Source organism: Billgrantia lactosivorans (assembly GCF_003254665.1).
GTDB lineage: Bacteria > Pseudomonadota > Gammaproteobacteria > Pseudomonadales > Halomonadaceae > Halomonas > Halomonas lactosivorans.
In genome coordinates, this window is the sequence record NZ_QHGY01000003.1 from 330,834 (window position 1) to 350,293 (window position 19,460).

Below are 19,460 nucleotides of genomic sequence, written 5' to 3' on the forward strand. Positions count from 1 at the left end.
AGGTCTAGCTTGATATCGATGCCGTGACTTGCGAATCTGTTGTCGATTATTTTAAGCGCAAGCGGCAAGTATATTCGACGTCAACAACGACAATCGCGAGGACGACATGACCCAGGAAAACGGAAAAGCGGCGGGGCAGCTGGCTCGAGTGCTGGCTCGCAAGGATGTGCTGGCGCTGGCCTTCGGCGCCATGATCGGCTGGGGCTGGATCGTGCTGACCGGCAGCTGGATCCAGTCGGCCGGAAGTCTGGGCGCGATCACGGCGTTCCTGATCGGCGGGCTGATCATCGTGCTGGTGGGCCTCACCTACGCCGAGCTCGCCTCCGCCATGCCCCAGGTGGGCGGCGAGCATGTCTACAGCTACCGGGCGCTGGGGCACTTCGCCTCCTTCCTGTGCACCTGGGCGATCACCCTGGGCTACGTCAGCGTGGTGGCCTTCGAGGCCGTGGCGTTGCCCACCGTCGTCGAGCACCTGTTCCCCGACTACGCCGTGGGGCACCTGTGGACCATCGCCGGCTGGGAGGTGAAGGCGACCTGGGTAGCCGTCGGGGTGGCCGGCTCGGTGCTGATGATGTGGGTGAACTACGTGGGCATTCGCACCGCGGCGCTGCTGCAGAAGCTGGTCACCCTGCTGATCCTGGTGGTGGGCATCCTGTTCATCACCGGCGCGCTGTTCCAGGGCAGCACGACGACCATGGAGCCGCTGTTCTCGGTCGAAGAGGGCGTCGTGGGGGGCATCATGATGGTGATCATCATGGTGCCCTTCATGTTCGTGGGCTTCGACGTCATCCCCCAGGCGGCCGAGGAGATCAACCTGCCGTTTCGCGAGATCGGCCGCGTGCTGATGGTCTCGGTGATCATGGCGGTGTTCTGGTATGCGCTGATCATTCTCGGTACCGCGCTGATGCTCGATCCCGAGCAACTGGGCGCCAGTTCCCTGGCCGTGCCGGACGCCATGCAGGCCGTCTTCCAGGCCCCGTGGGCGGGCAAGCTGATGATCCTGGCCGGCATCGCCGGCATCGTCACCAGCTGGAACGCCTTCTACGTGGGGGGCTCGCGGGCGATCTATGCGCTGGCGCACTCCGGCATGCTGCCGGCCTGGCTGGGCAAGCTGCATCCGCGCCACCGCACGCCCACCAACGCCATCCTGGTGATGGGCGTGCTCTCCTCGATCGCGCCCTTCTTCGGCCGCCCGGCCCTGGTCTGGCTGGTGGTGGCCGGCGGCCTCGGCATCGTCATCGCCTACCTGTTCGTGGCGGTATCGTTCGTGGTGTTGCGTCGCCGTGAGCCGGAGATGCCGCGCCCGTTCCGGGTGCGCCACGGCAAGCTGGTGGGCAGCCTCTCGGTACTGCTCTCCCTGGGGCTCATCGCCCTCTACCTGCCCGGCAGTCCCTCCGCGCTGGCACCGGTCGAATGGCTGATGTTCGCCGGCTGGATGGGCGGCGGCCTGGCGCTCTATGGCTGGTCGAGGAAGCGCTACGGCACCGCCTACAGCGACCGCATGATGACCCGCGAGCTGGCCGGAGGCGATCCCTACCCGGGGCGCTGAGGGCCTCGCCGCCCCGTCTGTGAACCTTGCCGGCGGGGCGGGGATTTGCCAGGAGCCTCGTCAGCGGCCAACCTCAGGGGGTGCGTAACCGAAACGGAGGCCGCCCCATGAGTGATACCCCGGACCCACGCCGCCGCCACTCCGCTGCGGTGGTGGATGGTGTCGGCAAGTCGGCCAGCCGCGCCATGCTGCGCGCGGTGGGCTTCAGCGACGACGACTTCACCAAGCCCCAGGTGGGCATCGCCTCCACCTGGAGCATGGTCACGCCGTGCAACAGCCATATCCACGAGCTCGCCGAGCGGGCCCGCGACGGCGCCGACTCGGCCGGCGGCAAGGGCGTGATCTTCAATACCATCACCATTTCCGACGGCATCGCCAACGGCACCGAGGGCATGAAGTACTCGCTGGTCTCGCGCGAGGTGATCGCCGACTCCATCGAGACGGTGGCGGGCTGCGAGGGCTTCGATGGCCTGGTCGCCATCGGCGGCTGCGACAAGAACATGCCGGGCTGCCTGATGGGGCTGGCGCGGCTGAACCGGCCCAGCGTGTTCGTCTATGGCGGCACCATCCAGCCCGGCGCCAACCATACCGACATCGTCTCGGTGTTCGAGGCCATGGGCGCCCACAGCCGCGGCGACCTGGATCTGATCGAGCTCAAGCAGATCGAGGAGACGGCGATTCCCGGGCCCGGCTCCTGCGGCGGCATGTATACCGCCAACACCATGGCCTCGGCCATCGAGGCGCTGGGCATGAGCCTGCCCGGCAGCTCGGCGCAGGAGGCCGTGTCGCAGGCCAAGCGCGCCGACTGCGAGGCCGCCGGCGCCGCGGTGCTCGGGCTGCTCGAGCGCGACCTCAAGCCCAGCGACATCATGACCCGCGAGGCGTTCGTGAACGCCGTCACCGTGGTGATTGCGCTGGGCGGCTCCACCAACGCGGTGCTGCACCTGATCGCCATGGCCAGCAGCGTGGGCGTGCCGCTCTCGCTCGCCGATTTCACCGAGATCGGACGGCGCGTGCCGGTGCTCGCCGACCTGCGCCCCAGCGGCCGCTACATGATGAGCGAGCTGGTGGCGATCGGCGGCATCCAGCCGCTGATGAAGACCCTGCTCGAGGCCGGCATGCTGCACGGCGACTGCCTGACGGTGACGGGAAGAACGCTGGCCGAGAATCTGGCCGGCGTCGAGCCGTATCCCGAGGGCCAGCAGATCATTGCCCCGCTGAGCGCCCCCATCAAGCGCGAGAGCCACCTTCGGGTGCTCCATGGCAACCTGGCGCCAGAAGGGGCGGTGGCCAAGATCACCGGCAAGGAGGGTACCCGCTTCTCCGGCAGCGCGCGGGTGTTCGGTTCCGAGGAGGAGGCCCAGGCGCGCATCAATGACGGCACGGTCACGGCCGGCGACGTGGTGGTGATCCGCTACGAGGGTCCGCGGGGCGGCCCCGGCATGCGCGAGATGCTCACGCCCACCTCGGCGATCATGGGCCGGGGCCTGGGTGACGCCGTGGCGCTGATCACCGACGGGCGCTTCTCCGGCGGCAGCCACGGCTTCGTGGTCGGGCATGTCGCGCCGGAGGCCTTCGACGGCGGACCGCTGGCGCTGGTGCAGGACGGCGACACGATCACCATCGACGCCGAGGCCGACACCATCGAACTGCACGTCGATGACAGCGAGCTCGCTCGGCGCCGCGCGGCCTGGCGCCAGCCCGCGCCGCGCTATACCCGCGGCGTGCTGGCCAAGTACGCAAGCACGGTCAGCTCGGCCTCCACCGGGGCGGTGACCGATCAGCCGCCGCGGGAGTGAAGGCGGCCGCTCGGCTGCGTTTGGCTTGCCCCGGAGGCTCGGCTAGCTTGAAGTGGCACAGCAACGAGCAAGGAGGCAACATGCCCAAGAGCGGACCCAAGCAGGCGCGTATCGAGCCGATTCGCGATGCCGAGGACATCAACCTGCCGGTCACCGGCTGGCACGTGATCGACGAGACGGACCCCGACAACGAGATCGTCGTCTCCGAACACGCGACCGAGGTCGAGGCTCTCAAGGCGGCGGAGGCGTACGAGCAGCGCGAGGAGTGAGCCGACAGCGCTGCCGGAGGAGCGAAAGCCGGCTGTCGTCGCAAAAAAAACGCCTCGCGTCGAGCGAGGCGTTCGTTGTTCGGCCGTGAGGCGTACCGTCAGTTCAGGCGGCGGGCTAGTAATTGAGCGCGCCGTCGGGATCGACGGTGTGGTAGACGAGCCGCAGCTCATCAAGGGAAAGATGCTCGAGGCGGCCTGCGAGCAGGTCGCTGATCTTCTGTGCCGGAAGCCCCGCGCGGCGAGCGATCTCGCGACAGCCGAGGTCGGATACGGCGATCAGCCGTGTGACGATGCGCATGAGGCGTGTGCGCTTTTCCAGATCCCTGACGTCGAGGTCAGGGCACCTTCGCGGGGGGTCGAGAAGTTCCGCGTTGGAAGAATGTCGTGCCGTACTCATGATGCTCCAATGGGCGGTTGCGACAACCACATCATGGGGGCATTTCGGCGATTTTGCCAGTACCGATTCGCGACTTTTTCGAGGTACCCCGCAAGCCGTTGTCCGGCGGGGCGGATCGGGGCGACCATGGTGGGATTGCCGAAAATTTACAAGAACGTAGAAACTGTCGATTAGCCCCTCGGCGCGAGGGCGTGCTAGTTTTTGTCAGGTAAACGGCCGGCGTTGTCCGGTGCGTTCCCAGAAACAACCATAAACGTTCCGGTTTCAGGACGGAGGATTCCATGCGAGCTCTCAAATACGCAGCAGCCGCCTCGCTGCTGGCGGTAGCCCCGCTGGCGAGCGCCCAGCAGCTCTCCATCGCTACCGGCGGCACCGGCGGCGTCTACTACCCCATCGGCGGCGGCTTTGCCGAGATCATCAACGAGCACCTCGAAGGCTACGAGGCGAGCGCCGAGGTCACCGGCGCCTCGGTCGAGAACATGGGCCTGATCATGCGCGGCGATGCCGACCTGGCCCTGGTGCTGGCCGATACCGCGCTGCAGGCCTATGAGGGCAGCGGCGACTTCGAAGGCCGCCAGATCGAGAACACCCGTGCCCTGGCGTCGGTCTATCCCAACGCCGTGCAACTGGTGGTGCTCGAGGACTCCGACATCGAGTCGCTCGCGGATCTCAAGGGCAAGCGCGTCTCCGTCGGCGCCCCGGGCAGCGGTACCGAGCTCAACGCCCGTGCGCTGCTGGAAGCCAACGACGTCACCTACGACGACTTCACACCGCAGCGTCTCAACTTCAACGAGACCGCCGATGCCATCCGCGACGGCGACATCGACGCCGGCTTCTGGAGCGTGGGGCCGCCCACCAGCTCGATCATGAACCTGGCCGCCACCCGTGACATCCGCCTGATCGGCCTCTCCGACGAGGAGATCGCCAACGCCCAGGAGGAGGAGCCCGTCTTCGCCGCCTACGAACTCAAGGCCGGCATGTACGACGGGATGGACGAGGCGGTGCAGACCATCAGCATTCCCAACGTGCTGGTCGTGAATGCCGACATGGACGAGGAGCTGGCCTACAACCTGACCAAGCTGCTGTTCGAGCGCATCGACGACCTCATCGCCGTGCACCCGGCGGCCAACGACACCACCATCGAGTTCACCATGGAGTCGACTCCGGTGCCGCTGCATCCGGGCGCGATCCGCTACTTCGAGGAAGTCGATGCCGAGATTCCCGACAAGCTGCGTCCGTGACACGCGGTCGCGGCAAGGGATGTGACGCATGAGGGTCGCATCGCTGTCGAGATGGGCAAGGAAGCGCATGGCAGGGTGGACGACGACGTCCGCCCTGCCGTCGTGTTGTCGCCCGCATCACGGTGGGCGGCGTCGCCTGCTGGCGGCGGGCCTGGTCGGCTGGCTGGGCCTGGGCGCGGTGGCCGCCGATGCCGAGGAGGGCGCAACGCTGGCCGTGCTCGATGCCGAGGGCGAGACCCTGTTCGAACTTCCCCTGACCCCCGGCATGCGTTGGTGCCTGGGCTGGAACCACTCGGTCAAGCAGTTCCCGGTGCTCGACTGCTATCGCTATCGGCAGGGGCGCATGGTGCTCGAGCGCAGCCACCAGCCCGACTTCGCCGCGGGCCTCGGCCACACGCTCGGCCGTGGCGAGCAGGTCTCGGATGGCGAGGGCGGCTACTGGATCGAGAACATCGACGAGCCCGTGCCTGGCGACCGCTACGTGCTCAGGGTCGGTTCGCCGAGCGTCGACCATCGCCTGCTGTGGCATGGCGACGGCGCCGAAAACAGCGTCAGCCTGAGCGGCCTGGCCGCCGGCGAGCGCGTCATCCTTCAGCTCAACAAGCCTGACGATACAGGCAAGCCTGACGACGTCTGACGAGGAGTCCGATGAACGAATCCAACAGCCCGCCCGTGACGATGCCCGGGGGCAATGCCATTCAGCCACGCTTCGTGTTGTGGTTGATCACCATCGTGGCGGTGGGGCTGTCCCTGTTCCAGCTCTATTCGGCGGGTATTCAGCCGCTGGGGCTGTTCTACCAGCGCGGCATTCACCTGGCGCTGATCATGATGCTGGCCTTTCTGATGTTTCCGGTGTTCGGCCCCCAGCGCAAGCGGGGCGTGATCGGCTGGCTGATCGACATCGCCTTCTTCTGCGGTGCCGTGATCACCGGCGGCTACCTGATCCTCTATCTGGACGAGATCATCAATCGCGCCGGCTTCTGGAGCGAGACCGACATTCGCGTCGCCATCATCGCCACCGTGACGGTGCTGGAGGCGAGCCGGCGGGCGGTGGGCCTGGGCATGACCGTGATCGGGGCACTGGCCATCGTCTACGCCTTCGCCGGGCCGCGCGGTGAGCTGCCCTGGCTGGGCGAATGGCTGCCGGGCATCCTCGGCCATCGCGGCTACGGCCTGGAGCGAGTGGCCGGCCAGCTCTACCTGGGGCAGGAGGGCATCTTCGGCCTGCCGCTGGGCGTCGCGGCCACCTACATCTTCATCTTCGTGCTGTTCGGTGCCTTCCTCGAGAGCACCGGCGCCGGCAAGTTCTTCATCGACCTGGCCTATGCCGCCACCGGACGCCAGCGCGGCGGCCCGGCCAAGGCCGCGGTGCTCGCCTCGGCCGGCATGGGCTCGATCTCGGGCAGCGCCATCGCCAACGTGGTGACCACCGGCGCCTTCACCATCCCGCTGATGAAACGCCTGGGCTACCAGCCGAAGCAGGCCGGCGGCATCGAGGCCGCCGCCTCCACCGGCGGGCAGATCATGCCGCCGCTGATGGGGGCCGGCGCCTTCCTGATCGCCGAGTACACCAACACGCCCTACCTGGACGTGGTCAAGGTGAGCATCCTGCCGGCGATCATGTACTTCGCCACCGTCTACCTGTTCGTGCACATCATCGCGCTCAAGCAGGGCATGCAGGGCATGGCCAGGAGCGAGCTGCCGCAGCTGCGCGACGTGATGCGCGAGGGCTGGCACTTCCTGCTGCCGCTGGCGGTGCTGGTGTGGCTGCTGGTGATGAGCATGTCGCCGATGCGCGTCGGCTTCTATGCGGTGATCACCATGGTCGCCGTGGCGGTGCTGCGCTACGCCTTCTGGTTCCTGTTCATCGCGCCGCGCCAGGGCGAGAGGGTGACCGCGGCAAGCATCCGCCGCGTGATCCGTGCCGGCCTGGTCAAGCTGGTCGAGGGGCTCGAGCTCGGCGCGCGCAACGCCGTGGCCGTCTCCATGGCCTGCGCCGTGGCCGGGATCATCGTCGGCGTGGTCGGCCTGACCGGACTGGGGCTCAAGTTCTCCTCCATGATGATGGCCTTCTCCGGGGGCAACCTGCTGCTGGCGCTGCTGCTGGTGCTGCTCGCCAGCCTGGTGCTGGGCATGGGGCTGCCGGTCACCGCCAGCTACATCGTGCTGATCGTGCTGGTGGGGCCGGCGCTCTCCAACGAGTTCGGCGTGCCGCTGCTGATCGCCCACCTGGTGGTGTTCTGGTACTCGCAGGATTCCAACGTCACGCCGCCCATCGCGCTGGCCGGCTTCGCCGGCGCGGCCATCGCCGGCAGCAAGCCGATGGAGACCGGCATCCAGGCGTGGAAGTTCGCCAAGGGGCTCTACCTGATTCCGCTGTTCATGGTCTTCAACCCCGAGATCATCATGGGCGGGCCGGTGCTGGTCGTGGCCTGGAACGCGGTGATCGCGATCCTGGCGCTGTGCGCCTTCGCCGCGGCGCTGGAGGGCTACTTGTTCACGCGCATGTCGTGGCTGCCGCGCATCGCCATCTCGGCCGCCATCGTGGGGGTGTTCTACCCCAACCTGATGGTGGAAGTGGCCGGCGTGGTCGTGATGATCGTGGCGATCCTCGCCAATTGGCTGGCCAGCCGGCGTGAGGTCGGCGCTGCCGGGGCCGGCCCGGCCTGAGGCCGCGAGGCGTGTCGCCCGGAGGACGGCGCGCCTGCCCGAATGGTCAAGATGACGGCGCCTGCGGGCGCCGTTAGAATACCCGCCCTTCGAATTCTCTGCGCCACTTCCGGGAGCCGTACATGCAGTCCTCCAACCAGCAGCCGCGCGTCGGCGTGATCATGGGGTCGAAGTCCGACTGGCCGGTCATGGAGCACGCGGTGGCGATGCTCGAGCGCCTGGGCGTGCCTCATGAGACCCGCGTGGTCTCGGCCCACCGTACCCCGGACCTGCTGTTCGACTACGCCAAGAGTGCCGCCGGGCGAGGCCTCCAGGTGATCGTCGCCGGTGCCGGCGGCGCCGCTCATCTGCCGGGCATGGTGGCCTCCCAGACGGCGCTGCCGGTGCTCGGCGTGCCGGTGGAGTCCAAGGCGCTGAAGGGGTTGGACTCGCTGCTCTCGATCGTGCAGATGCCGGGCGGCATCGCCGTGGGAACCCTTGCCATCGGCAAGGCGGGGGCGACCAACGCCGGCCTGCTGGCGGCGCAGATCGTCGCCCTGCAGGACGACAAGGTCCGTGCCGCCGTCGAGGCCTTCCGCGCCGAGCAGACGCAGGCCGTGCTCGACAACCCCGACCCTCGCCCTTCAAGCGAATGAGCCAGCGAGAGGAGCAATCCACATGAACATCGGCGTACTCGGTGCCGGCCAACTGGGCCGCATGCTGGCGCTGGCCGGCTATCCGCTGGCCAACCGCTTCACCTTCCTCGACACCACCGGCCATCCCAGCGCCGGCATCGGTGACGTCATGGTCTACACCGACCAGCACCACCTGCTCGACGATTTTCTGGCCAGGGTCGACCTGGTCACCTACGAGTTCGAGCACCTACCCGTGGCGCTCGTCCAGGCCATCGAGGAGGTCAAGCCGGTCTACCCCTCGAGCGAGGCGATCCGCATCTGCCAGAACCGCGCCGAGGAGAAGGCGCTGTTCGACCGCCTGGGCATCCCGACACCCGCCTATCGGCTGGTGGAGCACGCCGACGAGCTCGAGGCGGCGGCCCGCGAGCTGGGCTGCCCGGTGGTGGCCAAGTCGGTCACCGAGGGCTACGACGGCAAGGGCCAGGCGGTGCTGCGCGACCCGGCCGAGGCCGCCGAGGCCTGGCGCAGCATCAACCACCCGCGGCTGATCGTCGAGGCCTTCGTCGACTTCGTGCGCGAGGTGTCGATCATCGCCGTGCGCGGCCGCGACGGCGAAGTGGCCTTCTATCCCATGGCCGAGAACCTGCACGTCGACGGCATCCTGCGCTACTCGCTGGCGCCGATGCCGGACCTCGACGACGCCGTCCAGCGGACCGCCGACGGCTATATCCGCGCGCTGCTCGACGAGCTCGACTACGTCGGCGTGCTGACCCTGGAGCTGTTCCAGACCCGTGACGGCAAGCTGCTGGCCAACGAAATGGCGCCGCGGGTGCACAACTCCGGCCACTGGACCATGGACGGCGCGGTGACCAGCCAGTTCGAGAACCACCTGCGCGCCATTCAGGGCCTGCCGCTGGGCGACACCTCGGCGCGCCAGCCGACCTGCATGGTCAACGTGATCGGCCAGGAGGGCGACCCGGCGGCGATACTGGCCATCACTGATGCCCACCTGCACCGCTACGACAAGAGCGAGCGCCCCGGGCGCAAGCTCGGCCACGTCAACCTGGTGGCGGAAAGCCACGGCAAGCTGCTGGAGAAGGTACGCGCCTGCGCGGCGCTGCTGCCCGAGGCCTCCGAGCCGCGCTTCAGCTTCGGGGACCTGTTCCAGCGGGGCAATTGAAATGGCATCCTGACAACGACGGGCCCCGCCAATGGCGGGGCCCGCTGCGTTCAGAGGCTCATCTTCATGTCCCGATGATGCCGCCGTCTTCGCGGGTAATCACCAGCGTCGCCGAGCGCGGCAGGGCGTTGCCGCCGTCCGGCCAATGGCTGGTCGGCTCGCCCGCGGCGAAGGCCTCGGCCGGGGTGGTGGCGCCGGGATGCTGGACGTTGACGAACAGGGTGCGCTGGTCGGGTGTCATGGCGATGCCGGTGATCTCCTGCCCGATGGGCCCGGTGAGGAAGCGCTTGAGCTCGCCGGTATCGGGGTTGGCGACGAGCATCTGGTTGTTGCCGAACACCTCGTGGTCACCCTGGTTCACCACCGATTCGCTGATGTCGGTCTGGATCCACACGCGGCGATCGGGGTCGATCCACAGCCCGTCGGGGCAGGCCAGGATGGCGTCCCGGTCGAGCGGTTCGCCGTTCAGGCCGCGGCCGCTCTCGCGATCGCCCGCCAGCAGGAAGATGTCCCACCGGAAGCGCGCGGCGGCATGGGTGCCGTCCTCCTGCCAGCGGATGATGTGGCCGAAGTGGTTCCCGGCGCGCGGATTGGCGGCGTCGACCTGTCCCTCGCGGCGGCGACTGTTGTTGGTCAGGGTGAAGTAGACCTGGCCGGTGACGGGGTCCACCGCGCCCCACTCCGGGCGGTCCATCCTGGTCGCGCCGACGTGGTCGGCGGCACTGCGGGTGTTGACCAGGATATCGGCCAGGTCGGCGAAGCCGTTTTCCGGCGTGAGCCCGTTCTCGCCCGGGGCCAGCGCCAGCCATTCGCCGCTGCCGTCATCGTTGAACCTGGCCACGTAGAGGGTGCCTTCGTCGAGCAGCGAACCGTCGGCGTCGGCGGCCCGGTAGGGGCGGGCCGAGACGAACTTGTAGATGTACTCGAAGCGGGCGTCGTCGCCGGAGTAGCAGACCACCGGCTGGCCCTCCGCGGCGGGGGCGAAGACCACGCCCTCATGGGCGAAGCGGCCCAGGTGGGTGCGCTTGACCGGCGTGCTCTCGGGCGCGTAGGGGTCGATCTCCACCATGTAGCCGAAGGCGTGGGGCTCGTTGCGGTAGTCCTCGCGGGGGGAGGCGCCGCGGGCGCTGGCGTCGAAGCGTATGAACTCGTCGCCGCCGCCCTCGGCCCGGTGCCACTGATAACGCCCCTCGCTGCGGGTCTGGATGCCGTAGCGCGCCTGGCGCCGGTCGATCTCGGTGTCCTCGTTGGCGAAGTAGCCGGCCCAGTTCTCCTCGGCGGCGAGGTAGGTGTTCCATGGCGTGACGCCGTTGGCGCAGTTGTTCAGCGTGCCTCGGGTCATGCTGCCGTCCGGGCTGTACTGGGTCACGACGTGTTCGGTGCCGGCCACCGGGCCCGCCAGGCGCATCGGGGTCAGCCCGGTGACGCGCCGGTTGCGTTCGTCCTCGACCACCTGCCACCGGCCATCCTCAGCGTGGCGTACCCGCACCACCGACACCCCGTGCGCATTGAGCTCCTTGCGCACCTGGTCGGGGTCGCGCGAGCCGTCCTCGTGCTGCGGGAAGCCGTCCGAGTCGAGTGCCAGGCCCCGGGCCGCGGCGTGCAGGAAGCGTGGCTCGACGTACTCGTGGTTGAGCACCAGCAGGCCGTCGCGGGAGCTGTCCTCGAGCGGGAAGAAGTGCATCCCGTCGTGGTGGCTGCCCACCTGATGCGCCTGATCCTCGCCGCTGGCGTCCAGCGAGGGAGCCGGCATGTTGCCGCTGATCGGCGTGCCCCAGGGAATGAAGGTCTGCGCCCGGTAGCCTTCCGGCACCACCACGCTGTCGGTGGTGCCGACCGGGACCGCCCGGAAGCCGATACTCGGTGCCGCGGTGCCGGTGCCGGCGGCCAGGGCGCGACCGAAAGGCAAGCTGGTGGCCATGGCCCCGGCTACCGCAGCGGCCAGGCTGCCGCGCAGCAGCGAGCGACGACTCATGCGCGCCTCGAGGACTTCGCCGAAGTAGGCGTTGGGCGAGGTGTTGCAGGCTGGCTCGTCACCGGCGGCGAGGATCGGGTCGACATGACCGGGCATGTACGGCTGGTTCATGGGTGGCCTCGTTCGGGAATGGGAGTGGCGAGGCCCGATGTTGGTGGTGTCATGTTGCAGCGTGATGAAGCGGGGCTGTCATTCCGTTGATGGTGCAACCTCGCCAAACTGTGCGGTATCGAGTAAAGATAGGACGGTTAAAACAATAACCGACCCGGACTTACGCATGTCCCTCCCTCTTCAGGAAGAGCACCGCGCACACGACGCGGCTGCGCTGTCGAACGTTTCTCGCCGTCGTCAGCTGGCCCACGAGCAGGTGCGCCTGCTCTACGAGCGGCTGTGGCAACCGGTACTGGCCAGCGTGCTGGCGGCTTGCCTGCTGGTGGGCGCCATGTGGACCGTCGTGCCGTCGAGCTACCTGGTCGTCTGGCTGGGCGCGTTGAGCGCCGTCTCGGCCGGTCGCCTATGGCTGGCCTGGTACTACCAGCGCCAGCCGGCCAGGCAGCGGCGCCAGCGGCGCTGGCTGTACCGCTTCGCCTGGGGCGCCGGCCTCGCCGGCGCGCTGTGGGGTACCGCCGGCCTGGCGATGTTCACCATGGAGCACCATGGCCAGCTGGCGGCGCTGACGATCGTGCTGACCGGGATCGCCGCCGGCGGGGTCACCACGCTCTCCTCGGTGGTGTGGATGGCGCCGCTGTTCGTGCTGCCCGCCATGCTGCCGCTGCTCGGCCAGCTGCTGCTGCGGGGCACTTCCCTGGCCTTGCTGCTGGCCGCCATGGTCGTGCTGTTCCTGGGCCTGATGCTGACGATCAACCGGCGTCTGCATCGCACCATTGCCGACAATATCGACCTGCGCCTGGTCGTCTCTTCGCGCGAGCAGCAGCTGCGCGTCAGCGAGGCGCGCTATCGTGCCATCTTCCGGCACACGCCGCTGGGCGTGCTGCATTTCGACAGTGAGGGGCGGGTGGTCGACTGCAACGAGATGTGCCTCGACATCCTCGGCACCAGCCGCCAGCGCCTGCTGGGAATGAACCTGCTGACGCAGCTCGACGACGGCCGCGTGGTCGGGGCGATACGCGATGCCCTGCAGAACGGCACCGGCTACTTCGAGGGCACCTACCGCACCGTGGTCAGTGGCAAGCAGACGCCGCTACGCGCCTTCTACAGCGCCCTGCGCAACGAGTCGGGCGAGGTGGTGGGAGGCGTGGCGGTCATCGAGGACTTCACCGAGCGCAAGCTGGCGGAGGAGACCATCCACCGCCAGGCCTATTTCGACCCGCTTACCGAGCTGCCCAATCGGCGCCTGCTGATCGAGACGCTGGCCTCGACCATCCGCGATCGTCGCGACGACGGGCGCGTCGGGCTGGTGATGTTTCTCGACCTGGATCGGTTCAAGATCATCAACGACACCCTGGGGCATGCGGTGGGCGACGAGCTGCTGCGCCAGGTGAGCAAGCGCCTGCTGCTGAGCCTCGACAAGGGCGCCATGGCGGCGCGCCTCAGCGGCGACGAGTTCGTGGTGCTGCTGCCGGCCCTGAGCGCCGACCGCCAGGCCGAGCTGAGGCGGGCCGAACACCGCGCCGAACGGCTGCTCACGACCCTGCGCCGGGCCTACGACCTGGGCGGGCAGCGCATCAGCGTGACGCCGAGCATCGGCTATACCCTGTTCCCGCTGGGCGACGAGGATGTCGGCGACGTGCTGCGCCATGCCGACACCGCCATGTACCAGGCCAAGCTGAAGGGCAGGGCGCAGATCTGCGGCTACGAGCCCTCCATGCAGACCCAGATGAGCTGGCGCCTGGAGATGGAGCAGGCGCTGCGGCGCGCACTGGCCGAGGAGCAACTTAGCATCGCCTTCCAGCCCCAGCTCGACGAGCGTGGGCGGGTCATCGGCGGCGAGGCGCTGATGCGCTGGCAACACCCTCGCCATGGCTGGGTCTCGCCCGAGGTATTCATCGCCATCGCCGAGGAGAGCGACCTGATCGTCGAACTCGAGACCTGGATGCTGGATCGCTGCTGCGCGCTGCTGTCACGCCTGCCGGCCGAGCTCCTGCCGCGGCTGTCGGTCAACATCAGCGTGCGCCACTTCAGCCAGCCCGGTTTCGTCGAAGGCCTCACCTGGGTGACCGGCACCCACGGCATCGACCCGGCACGGCTCGTCGTGGAGCTGACCGAGAGCATCATGATCGACGGCCTGGAGGACGCCGTCGAGCGCATGCAGGCGCTCAAGCGGCTGGGGGTACACCTGGCGCTGGACGACTTCGGCACGGGATTCTCCTCGCTCTCCTACCTCAAGTCGCTGCCGCTGGACGAACTCAAGATCGATCGCAGCTTCGTCAGCAATCTCGATGCCGACGGCAGCGATGCCGCCATCGTCGAGACGGTACTGGCCATGGCCCAGCACCTCGGCATCGCCGTGGTGGCGGAGGGCGTGGAGAACGAGGCCCAGCACGACTTCCTGCGGTCGCGTGGCTGCCGGCTGTTCCAGGGCTACCTTTTCCATCGGCCCATGCCCATCGAGGCATTCGAGGCGCTGCTGGCCGGGCGTGAAATCGAGAAGAGCGGCCTGGATTCGGCTTGATTCAGCCCAGCCCGCCGCTGGCCCACAGCCACAGGGCGATCAGGGCGAAGTGGCCGGGGTACCACGCGAGCCACAGCCGTCGCGGCATGGCCACCGGCACGCCGGGGGTCAGGCGATGGGCGCCGGCGGCCAGCCACAGCACCGCGAGGCAGGTGGCGACGGTGAACGACTTGGCCATGTCGGAGCTGTTCATCAGCCCCGCCACGACCAGCACCGGGGCGGCCAGGGCCACGGCGGAGAGCCGCTCGCCAAGCGACTCGCCGGCGGCGTTGAGGTGATGCATGGCGAGCATGAACAGGGGGATCAGCAGCAACCCGCGATGCCCGTACTCGACCCAGCCGCCGAGCAGGTACCAGAGCACCAGCGAGGCGGCCAGTGCCACCGCCAGCCAGGCGCTGGCCAGGCTGCCGTCGCGCTGGCGCGCGAGCAGGTCGCGCAGCCAGGCGCCCCAGGCCAGCCCCAGCGCCAGGGTGAAGCAGACGTTGAGGACGAAGGTGTCGGTGGCCCGCGGCATCAGCATGTAGGGCAATTGGGCGGCCAGCCCGATGACCAGGATGCGCCGTGCGTAGCGCAGCGGGTTGCGGGTGTTGAACAGGCCGTGCCAGGCGACCATGGCGGCGAACAGCGGGAAGGCGATGCGGCCCAGCGACGACCCCGCCCAGCCGAGCTCCCAGTCGGCGGGCAGCACGTAGCGCGTCAGGTGGTCGAGGGTCATGGTGGCGAGCGCCAGCCACTGGCCCCAGCCGGTCCAGGTGGAAACGGGGCGCTCGGACAGCGGCCGGGCGGCGGCCTCTACGGTCATCGGGACCTCCCTGTAGGGATACGACAGTTCTGTGACCGGTGCGCCGGGAAGGGAGTTCCGGCCAGCGGCGGGGTGAAGCGAGGGCAGACAGATGCGCAGCGGCTTCGGATTCGATCTTCGCAGCATGGAGATTTTCGTCGAGACCCTGGAGCAGGGCAGCCAGAGCGCGGCGGCCCGGCGGCTGGGGCTCAAGCAGTCGTCGGTCTCGCAGAGCCTGGCCAACCTGGAGGAGAGCATGGGCGTGACGCTGTTCAAGCGTCATTCCCGGCCGCTCGAGCCCACCAGCGCCGGGCGCTTCTTCTACGACCGCGCCCGTCGCCTGCTCGACGACGCGCGCAACACCCGGCGCGAGCTGGTCAGCGGCGGCTTCGGCCAGCTCCACCAGGTGCGCCTGGCGCTGGTCGATTCGCTGGCCACGGCGGTGGGCCAGCCGCTGATCGAGCTGATCCGGCGCCATACCCGCGACTATACCCTGACCACCGGGCTGTCGCACATGCACGGCCACGCCCTGTTGACACGCCACGTCGATATCATCATTTCCGATGATCGGCTGGAGAACTACGATGGCCTGGAGCGCCACGCCCTGCTGCGCGAGCCCTTCGTGCTGGTGGTGCCGCTGTCGTGGAACGGCCCGCTGGACAACCTGCGCTGGCTGGCGCGCCACCTCGACTTCGTGCGCTACACGCCGCAGTCGCTGATTGGCCAGGCCATCGAGCGTCACCTGAGACTCAACCAGCTCGAGCTGCCGGCCCGCCTGCACCTCGACAACACCTTCGCCGTGCTGCGACTGGTCGGTGCCGGCGCAGGCTGGACCGTGACCACCCCGCTGTGCCTCTACCAGGCCGGCCTCGACGACCTGCAGGTCGCCGTGGCCCCGCTGCCGCTGGCCCCGCTGACGCGGGAGCTGACGCTGGTGGCGCGGCGCGACGAGCTGGGCGAGCTGCCGGCGCTGCTGGCCCGCGACAGCCGGCGCCTGCTGGAGCAGCATTTCCGCCGCCAGCTGGAGCGCTCGCTGCCCTGGCTCTCCGCCGAGGTCGTCACCCAGGCCTGAGCCTGCCTGCCTGCCTGCCGCCGTCCGTCCGTCGTGCACCGGACGGGGGCGTCGGTCGCCAGCGGCGTACCCTTCGCGAGCACTATCGATTTCATCGATACATCTGACGTCGCCGTTATCGATGCTGATTGCGCACTCCGCCATTGCGTCCGAAGACTGAGCGAAACCCAAGCGATCGGTGCTGGATGATGCCAAGAATAATAACGCTCTACGTGCGTTGGGTGGACGCGTTCAACCGGGTGGTGGGGCGCGTCGTGATGTTCATGATCTTCGTCATGATTGGCGTGCTGCTGTTCGCCTCGGTGTCGCGTACCGCCTTCAACAGTCCGCTGATCTGGAGCGTCGAGGTCTCGCAGTTCATGATGGCCGCCTACTACCTGCTGGGCGGCGCCTACGCCATGCAGATGGGCGCCCACGTGCGCATGGACCTGTTCTACTCGCGCTGGTCGGACCGCACCCGGGCCGCCGTCGACGCCGTTACCGTCGTGCTGCTGCTGGTCTTCCTCGGTGCCCTGCTGGCCGGGGGCATCTCCAGCACCGAGTACGCGCTGCGCTACGGCGAGAAGAGCTACACCTCCTGGTCGCCGCCCCTGGCGCCGATCAAGATCGTCATGACCTTCGGCGTGCTGCTCATGCTGCTGCAGAGCGTCTCGACCCTGTTCAAGGACATCGCCCTGGCGCGCGGCCTCTCCCTGGAAGGGGGCGCCGGCGAATGAGCTACCAGATGATCGCGGCGCTGATGTTCTCCACCATGATGCTGCTGCTGCTCACCGGGCAGCGGGTGTTCGGCGTGATCGGCTTCGTCGGCGCCGCCTCGGCGCTGCTGCTGTGGGGCCAGGGCGGGGTGGAGATGCCGTTCAGCGCCGCCATCCAGCTGATGAACTGGTACCCGCTGCTGACCCTGCCGCTGTTCATCTACATGGGCTACATGCTCTCCGAGTCGGGTATCGCCAGCGAACTCTACGAGATGTTCCACGTCTGGATGGGCTCGCTCAGGGGCGGCCTGGCGGTGGGCACCATCGGCCTGATGGTGGTGGTCTCGGCAATGAACGGGCTGAGCGTGGCGGGCATGGCCATCGGCGCCACGATCGCCCTGCCGGAGCTGCTGCGGCGCGGCTACGACAAGATCATGGTCACCGGCGTGATCCAGGCCGGTAGTTCGCTCGGCATCCTGGTGCCACCCAGCGTGGTGCTGGTGCTCTACGGCATGATCGCGCGCCAGCCGGTCAGCCAGCTGTGGCTGGCCGGGGCCATTCCCGGGCTGATCCTGGCCGGGCTGTTCGTGATCTACATCGTCATCCGCTGCCGGCTGCAGCCGCATCTCGGCCCGGCGCTGCCCGCCGAGGAGCGCCAGATGAGCCTGGGCGCGAAGCTCAAGCTGCTGCGCGCCGGCATCCTGCCGCTGCTGATCTTCTTCTTCATGACCGGCCTGTTCCTGATGGGGGTGACCAGCCTGGTCGAGAGCTCGGCGGTGGGGGCGGTGGCCGCCACCCTGGCCGCGCTGTTCAAGGGCCGCCTGACCTGGAAGGTGATCGAGAGCACGGTACACAAGACGCTCGGCATCAGCTGCATGTTCATGTGGATCATCCTCGCCGCGCTGTGCTTCGGCGCGGTGTTCGACGGCCTCGGTGCGGTGCGCGCCATCGAGAGCATGTTCCTCGACCGCATCGGCATGAGCCCGTGGCAAATACTCGTGATGATGCAGCTCTCCTACATCCTGCTCGGCATGTTCCTCGACGACACCGCCATGCTGGTGATCGTGGCGCCGCTCTACGTGCCGCTGGTGATCAGCCTGGGCTTCGACCCGATCTGGTACGGCGTGCTCTACACCATCACCGTGCAGATCGCCTACATGACCCCGCCGTTCGGCTACAACCTGTTCCTGATGCGCGCCATGGCGCCGCCGGAAATCTCGCTCAGCGACATCTACCGCAGCGTCTGGCCCTTCGTCGGCATCATGCTGATCGGGCTGGCGCTGATCACGATCTTCCCGCAGCTCGCGCTGTGGCTGCCGCAGCTCTACCGCGGCTACTGACCCCAGGAGGTGAACCAAGGCACGACGACGAATACCGCGATTCTTCCGACAACAAGCAACAACAGCAGGAGAAGAGACATGACCAATCGTCGCGATTTTCTCAAGAAGGCGGGCCTGGCCACCGCCGCCACCGTCGGGGCCACGACCCTTTCGGCGCCCTACGTGCACGCCCAGTCGCGCAGCCCGATCCGCTGGCGCCTGCAGACCTACGCCGGCCCGGCGCTGGCCGAGCACGTGATCAAGCCCTCCATCGACGCCTTCAACAAGGCCGCCAACGGCGAGATGGAGATCGAGCTCTACTACGCCGACCAGTTGGTGCCCACCGGCGAGCTGTTCCGCGCCATGCAGCGCGGCACCATCGACGCCGTGCAGAGCGACGACGACTCGATCAACGCCCCGGTCGACGTCTCGGTATTCGGCGGCTACTTCCCGTTCGCCTCGCGCTACAGCCTCGACGTGCCGGCGCTGTTCCACCACTACGGCCTCAAGGAGATCTGGGAGGAAGCCTACGGCGAGGTCGAGGGCGTCACCTGGCTGGGCTCGGGTGCCTGGGACCCGTGCAACTTCGTCACCCGCGAGCCGATCCGCAGCCTCGACGACCTGGAGGGCAAGCGCGTCTTCACCTTCCCCACCGCGGGTCGCTTCCTGAGCCGCTTCGGCGTGGTGCCGGTGACCCTGCCGTGGGAGGACATCGAGGTCGCCATGCAGACCCGCGAGCTCGACGGCATCGCCTGGGCCGGCATCACCGAGGCCTACACCGTGGGCTGGGCCGACGTCAGCAGCTACTACCTGACCAACAACATCTCCGGTGCCTGGGCCGGCTCCTACTTCGCCAACACCGAGCGCTGGAACGAGGTCCCCGAGCACCTGCAGACGCTGTTCAAGCTGTGCATGGACAGCTCCCACTACTACCGCCAGCACTGGTACTGGTGGGGCGAGGCCCACTACCGCACCACCGGCGGCAAGCTGGAGCTGACCTCGATTCCCGAGGAGGAGTGGCAGCGGCTCGAGGACGAGGCGCTGGCCTTCTGGGACGAGATCGCCGAGGAGAGCGAGCGCAGCGCCCGGGTGGTGGAGATCCTCAAGGCGTACCGCGAGACCATGCAGCAGGCAGGGCCTCCCTACCGCTACGGTTGAGGCAAGGGCGGGAGCGCCGGGCCCGGTTCGGTGCTCCCGCCGGCTGTATCGAACGGTTTCGAAGCACGGTATTGACGAACCGATTCGAAGAACAATGACAACGAAGGGT

The 19,460-nt window shown here is 68.1% G+C and carries 16 protein-coding genes; 13 read left to right on the top strand and 3 right to left on the bottom strand.

Features of this window, described 5'->3' with window-relative positions:
* The first annotated feature begins 106 nt into the window (after positions 1-106).
* The 3 genes from DIS04_RS09980 (at position 107) to DIS04_RS09990 (ending at position 3,617) form a co-directional block, all read left to right on the top strand.
* Positions 107-1,549 (top strand): APC family permease, encoded by a 1,443-nt coding sequence (locus tag DIS04_RS09980; protein ID WP_111413608.1) that lies wholly within the window; start codon positions 107-109, stop codon positions 1,547-1,549.
* Positions 1,550-1,656: 107 nt separating this feature from the next.
* A complete protein-coding gene (gene ilvD / locus DIS04_RS09985; RefSeq protein WP_111413609.1) occupies positions 1,657-3,348 on the top strand; it encodes a dihydroxy-acid dehydratase in 1,692 nt (563 codons plus the stop codon).
* Positions 3,349-3,428: 80 nt separating this feature from the next.
* A complete protein-coding gene (locus tag DIS04_RS09990; RefSeq protein WP_111413610.1) occupies positions 3,429-3,617 on the top strand; it encodes a hypothetical protein in 189 nt (62 codons plus the stop codon).
* A gap of 115 nt (positions 3,618-3,732) precedes the next feature.
* On the opposite strand, the gene DIS04_RS20845 is transcribed toward DIS04_RS09990, so the two are convergent.
* Positions 3,733-4,014: an XRE family transcriptional regulator gene (locus DIS04_RS20845; protein WP_111413611.1), complete on the bottom strand. Its 282-nt coding sequence runs from the start codon at positions 4,012-4,014 to the stop codon at positions 3,733-3,735.
* Positions 4,015-4,295: 281 nt separating this feature from the next.
* Here DIS04_RS20845 and DIS04_RS10000 point away from each other — a divergent pair, with 281 nt between their 5' ends.
* The 5 genes from DIS04_RS10000 (at position 4,296) to DIS04_RS10020 (ending at position 9,719) form a co-directional block, all read left to right on the top strand.
* Entirely contained in the window at positions 4,296-5,255 is a 960-nt protein-coding gene (locus DIS04_RS10000; RefSeq protein ID WP_111413612.1) for a TAXI family TRAP transporter solute-binding subunit, read from the top strand.
* A gap of 67 nt (positions 5,256-5,322) precedes the next feature.
* On the top strand, positions 5,323-5,892 hold the full coding sequence (locus tag DIS04_RS10005) for a DUF1850 domain-containing protein (protein ID WP_111413613.1): 570 nt from the start codon (positions 5,323-5,325) through the stop codon (positions 5,890-5,892).
* Between the two features lie 11 nt (positions 5,893-5,903).
* Positions 5,904-7,925 (top strand): TRAP transporter permease, encoded by a 2,022-nt coding sequence (locus DIS04_RS10010; protein WP_111413614.1) that lies wholly within the window; start codon positions 5,904-5,906, stop codon positions 7,923-7,925.
* 122 nt (positions 7,926-8,047) lie between these two features.
* Positions 8,048-8,560, top strand: coding sequence for a 5-(carboxyamino)imidazole ribonucleotide mutase (gene purE / locus DIS04_RS10015; protein ID WP_111413615.1), 513 nt, complete (start codon positions 8,048-8,050; stop codon positions 8,558-8,560).
* Positions 8,561-8,582: 22 nt separating this feature from the next.
* Positions 8,583-9,719, top strand: a complete 1,137-nt coding sequence (locus DIS04_RS10020; protein WP_111413616.1) for a 5-(carboxyamino)imidazole ribonucleotide synthase — start codon at positions 8,583-8,585, stop codon at positions 9,717-9,719.
* A gap of 64 nt (positions 9,720-9,783) precedes the next feature.
* Here DIS04_RS10020 and DIS04_RS10025 read toward each other — a convergent pair whose 3' ends face one another.
* Complete coding sequence (locus DIS04_RS10025) at positions 9,784-11,805, bottom strand: PhoX family protein (protein WP_111413617.1); 2,022 nt, start codon at positions 11,803-11,805, stop codon at positions 9,784-9,786.
* 166 nt (positions 11,806-11,971) lie between these two features.
* Between DIS04_RS10025 and DIS04_RS10030 the strand changes: the two genes are divergently transcribed.
* The gene (locus DIS04_RS10030) at positions 11,972-14,326 is read left to right on the top strand and encodes a putative bifunctional diguanylate cyclase/phosphodiesterase (protein ID WP_111413618.1); all 2,355 of its coding nucleotides are present in this window, start codon (positions 11,972-11,974) and stop codon (positions 14,324-14,326) included.
* Between the two features lies 1 nt (position 14,327).
* Here the strand turns inward: DIS04_RS10030 and DIS04_RS10035 are convergent, their stop codons facing one another.
* A complete protein-coding gene (locus tag DIS04_RS10035) occupies positions 14,328-15,128 on the bottom strand; it encodes a TraX family protein (protein ID WP_111413619.1) in 801 nt (266 codons plus the stop codon).
* Between the two features lie 91 nt (positions 15,129-15,219).
* Here DIS04_RS10035 and DIS04_RS10040 point away from each other — a divergent pair, with 91 nt between their 5' ends.
* The 4 genes from DIS04_RS10040 to DIS04_RS10055 all read left to right on the top strand — a co-directional run bounded on the left by DIS04_RS10040 (position 15,220) and on the right by DIS04_RS10055 (position 19,351).
* Complete coding sequence (locus tag DIS04_RS10040; RefSeq protein WP_111413620.1) at positions 15,220-16,179, top strand: LysR family transcriptional regulator; 960 nt, start codon at positions 15,220-15,222, stop codon at positions 16,177-16,179.
* A 188-nt stretch (positions 16,180-16,367) separates the two neighbouring features.
* Positions 16,368-16,895, top strand: a complete 528-nt coding sequence (locus tag DIS04_RS10045; RefSeq protein WP_111413722.1) for a TRAP transporter small permease subunit — start codon at positions 16,368-16,370, stop codon at positions 16,893-16,895.
* Entirely contained in the window at positions 16,892-18,214 is a 1,323-nt protein-coding gene (locus tag DIS04_RS10050; RefSeq protein WP_111413621.1) for a TRAP transporter large permease, read from the top strand. The genes DIS04_RS10045 and DIS04_RS10050 overlap by 4 nt, the downstream gene beginning before the upstream one ends.
* A gap of 78 nt (positions 18,215-18,292) precedes the next feature.
* Positions 18,293-19,351, top strand: a complete 1,059-nt coding sequence (locus DIS04_RS10055) for a TRAP transporter substrate-binding protein (protein WP_111413622.1) — start codon at positions 18,293-18,295, stop codon at positions 19,349-19,351.
* The last annotated feature ends 109 nt before the right edge of the window (positions 19,352-19,460 follow it).